The sequence below is a fragment of the Okeania sp. SIO3B5 genome (assembly GCF_010692555.1).
Lineage (GTDB): Bacteria > Cyanobacteriota > Cyanobacteriia > Cyanobacteriales > Microcoleaceae > Okeania.
In genome coordinates this window covers 1-3,064 of the sequence record NZ_JAAHHG010000786.1, presented here as the reverse complement: position 1 = coordinate 3,064, position 3,064 = coordinate 1, and the positions used below count along the sequence as shown (strand labels likewise).

General features: G+C 34.0%; 3 protein-coding genes. All 3 read left to right on the top strand.

The features are described 5' to 3' along the window. The first annotated feature begins 360 nt into the window (after positions 1-360). A complete protein-coding gene (gene msrB, locus F6K54_RS42440) occupies positions 361-759 on the top strand; it encodes a peptide-methionine (R)-S-oxide reductase MsrB (protein ID WP_293090491.1) in 399 nt (132 codons plus the stop codon). A gap of 871 nt (positions 760-1,630) precedes the next feature. After that, positions 1,631-1,807: an anacyclamide/piricyclamide family prenylated cyclic peptide gene (locus F6K54_RS42435; RefSeq protein ID WP_293090490.1), complete on the top strand. Its 177-nt coding sequence runs from the start codon at positions 1,631-1,633 to the stop codon at positions 1,805-1,807. Between the two features lie 180 nt (positions 1,808-1,987). After that, entirely contained in the window at positions 1,988-2,833 is an 846-nt protein-coding gene (gene menH, locus F6K54_RS42430) for a 2-succinyl-6-hydroxy-2,4-cyclohexadiene-1-carboxylate synthase (RefSeq protein ID WP_375342040.1), read from the top strand. The last annotated feature ends 231 nt before the right edge of the window (positions 2,834-3,064 follow it).

Below are 3,064 nucleotides of genomic sequence, written 5' to 3'. Positions count from 1 at the left end.
AATTTTTTCACCAAAATTATTGATCGATAAATTTGGGGAAAATTCAGGGTAAAGGATGGAAAATTCTCCCCTGCTCCCTACTCCCCTACTCCCCCTCTGCCTTAAGCAAGAATGAAACAGCCCTGCCTCCTGGGAGGGGCTAGGGGTGGGTTGGGAGGGGTTAGTGGTGGGTTGTCTCCTGTCTCCTACCCCTACTAAAAGACTTTTGAGCGCAAACCCTAATTAATTTTCTGCTCAAGGAAAAAGACAATCCTCAGATTGCTTAACAATATGTTACAATTAGTAAAGCATTACAATCTATAGCATTTAAAAATTAGGTGTTTTGCTTATAAATAATCTGTGAATAGGAATATTAAAAGTATGGTTAGTAAGGTTCAAAAAAGCGAAAAAGAGTGGAAAGAACAACTCACATCAGAACAGTTCAATGTAACTAGAAAAAAGGGAACTGAAAGACCATTTACGGGGGAATATCACAACAATAAAGAAAAAGGAATATATAAATGTGTTTGTTGTGGTGCTGACTTATTTAGTTCAGAAGAAAAGTATGATTCTGGCACGGGTTGGCCGAGTTATTGGGCACCGATTAATGAGGATAATATTAAAGAAGAAGCTGACTGGAGTTTATTTATGCGAAGAACAGAAATTCTTTGTAGTAATTGTGATGCTCATCTCGGTCATGTTTTCCCTGATGGGCCTCCACCAACTGGATTGCGTTATTGTTTGAATTCTGCTGCGCTGAAGTTTGTTAAGTCTGAGTAAGTAATTTAAAATTATGGTGGTATATTTGCCACCATAATTTAAGGAAAGGTAGACCTATAACTATAAAATCTACATTCCGTACTTCAATGATATTTATTGTTTTAATTTATCTACTAATTGCCGACTTTATAAGCTCTTTCTTCGCTTCTATAGACATCTGGTAAAAGTGTTAATTAAATCAATTAAAGAGATGAAATCAACAATTTAATCTCTTTATTCCATATTCTCTGACTTCTGCAATAAGTCTTATAAATATTATTCAATATATTTTATTTCAGTAGTCGAAATCACTTTTATTTCTGAATATGGATATGAGGAATCAAATAATTCTTCTTAATCCCTGTCTTCTTTAAGTTCATCAACGGTAAAACCTTTGACTAACTTTTCGATCTGCACAGTGAGCGATGAACAACTATTGCTGATACTTTCCATCCCGGATCGAGACTAAAGCCTCCGCTCTATGCTTAGTTATTTTAGAGATTTTTGGATTAGTTTTTAACTCAAATAAGCATTACTTTTATTCATAAATTAGAAGATTTTTTAGAGAAGAAGGCGTTGTTAGTAATTTCAGATTTTTAGGTACTTTTATATTTTATATATTTTACCTTTATTGATGCCCAGCTACTTACAATTAAAGTTGCAAGTGGGGTGCATCTCATAGCAAGCAAAAATACTTTTTTCCTATATATTTCCTGTTGCCAGATGAGCTGTTGCCTAAAAGCGATAAATTTTTGGCTTTATTCAAAATTGAGATGCACCCTGCAAGTGAGTAAAATCAAGATATTTCAAAAAAAATATTAAGGAACAGTTGACAATCAAGTAATCAAACTATAATCTAAGATGAGCTAACTTGATAATAGGAGAAAGCACAATGAAAAAAGAAAAGAAAAATCTTCTACCTCAAATATCTGCACCAGTCCAGCGACAAATAACAGGTCAAGAAGTAACAGCTCAAAGCTCAAATAATGGGATAGCTTCATCTGTATGGGGTATTCAGGAGCGTGGTGACGGAGTTTACTTAACTTTTGCAGGAGATGATGCAGAGTAAAACTCTTAAATAATTGCATATCTCAGAAGACTTCAAAATTTTTTCTCTAACTTTATCAGTTTTCATTGATTTTAAATCATGCAAAAGTAAATGAGTCTAGAGAACAATAACAAAGGTAGTAAAAAATTAAATATCCGTGAATAATCTACCGCCTATTCTTACCCTATCTAGGGTTTTTTTTTGACAAAATTGACAGAAATATCTCGTTATTATCAACTTAACTATTATTTAACAGGTAGAATTAATAAGCCTGTTATTCTATTACTACATGGATTTATGGGAAGTAGTAATGATTTTGTCGATTTCATTCCCCAATTATGTGAATATTTTTGTTGTCTAATAGTTGATTTACCTGGACATGGAAAAACTATAGTTAATGGCAGTGATGAGTATTACGATATGGAAAATACTGCCATAGCATTGATTCATTTATTGGATGAGTTGAAAATTGATAAATGTTATTTATTTGGTTATTCAATGGGTGGCAGATTAGCTTTATATATGGCAATTAATTTTCCCACTAGATTTAATAAATTAATATTAGAATCAGCATCGCCAGGATTAAAAACTGAAATGGAGCGATCGCTCCGTCGTCAATCAGATTTAAAGTTAGCTGATAAGTTAGAAAATAGTAATTTTCAAGAATTTTTATCTAATTGGTATAATCAAGCATTATTTAAATCTTTGAGGCAAAATAATAGTTTTGAGAAAGTAATAGAAAGACGGTTAGAAAATAACCCTTTAGAATTAGCAAGGTCTCTCCGAAATTTGGGAACAGGCAATCAACCTTCTCTCTGGGATAAGTTATCAAATTATCAGATTCCTACTTTGTTAATGGTGGGAGAATTTGATGATAAATTTCAAGTTATTAATTTAAAAATAGCAGAATTATGTCAGGTTGCTAATCTGAAAATAATTCCTGAATCTGGTCATAATATTCACTGGGAAAATCCTCAAAAATGGATTGAAACTCTGAGAATTTTTTTCCTAGAAGGAAGGAATAATAAGTATATCAAGCAGAGCTAAACTTCATAGAAGCTATGAAATAAGTTGCCGAGGTTATGACGTAAAAGTCTTGACTCAGTCGAAGATATTATTCTCTTGACATCCTCTCCGGCCTGAAGGCGCGGAGATTCCTACTGAGCCGTAGCTTCTCGGCGGGTTGACGTTTTGCTTCGCATAGCTGTCGCTAACACAGGGTGCTGCTTCCTTGGCGGTAGTCTAACGCTTCCCTCCACGTCCGCGCACGAGTTTCCG

Excerpts from the sequence above, each read along its gene's own strand:
- msrB (WP_293090491.1), top strand. The coding sequence starts at position 361 with ATGGTTAGTAAGGTTCAAAAAAGCGAAAAAGAGTGGAAAGAACAACTC.
- F6K54_RS42435 (WP_293090490.1), top strand. The coding sequence starts at position 1,631 with ATGAAAAAAGAAAAGAAAAATCTTCTACCTCAAATATCTGCACCAGTC.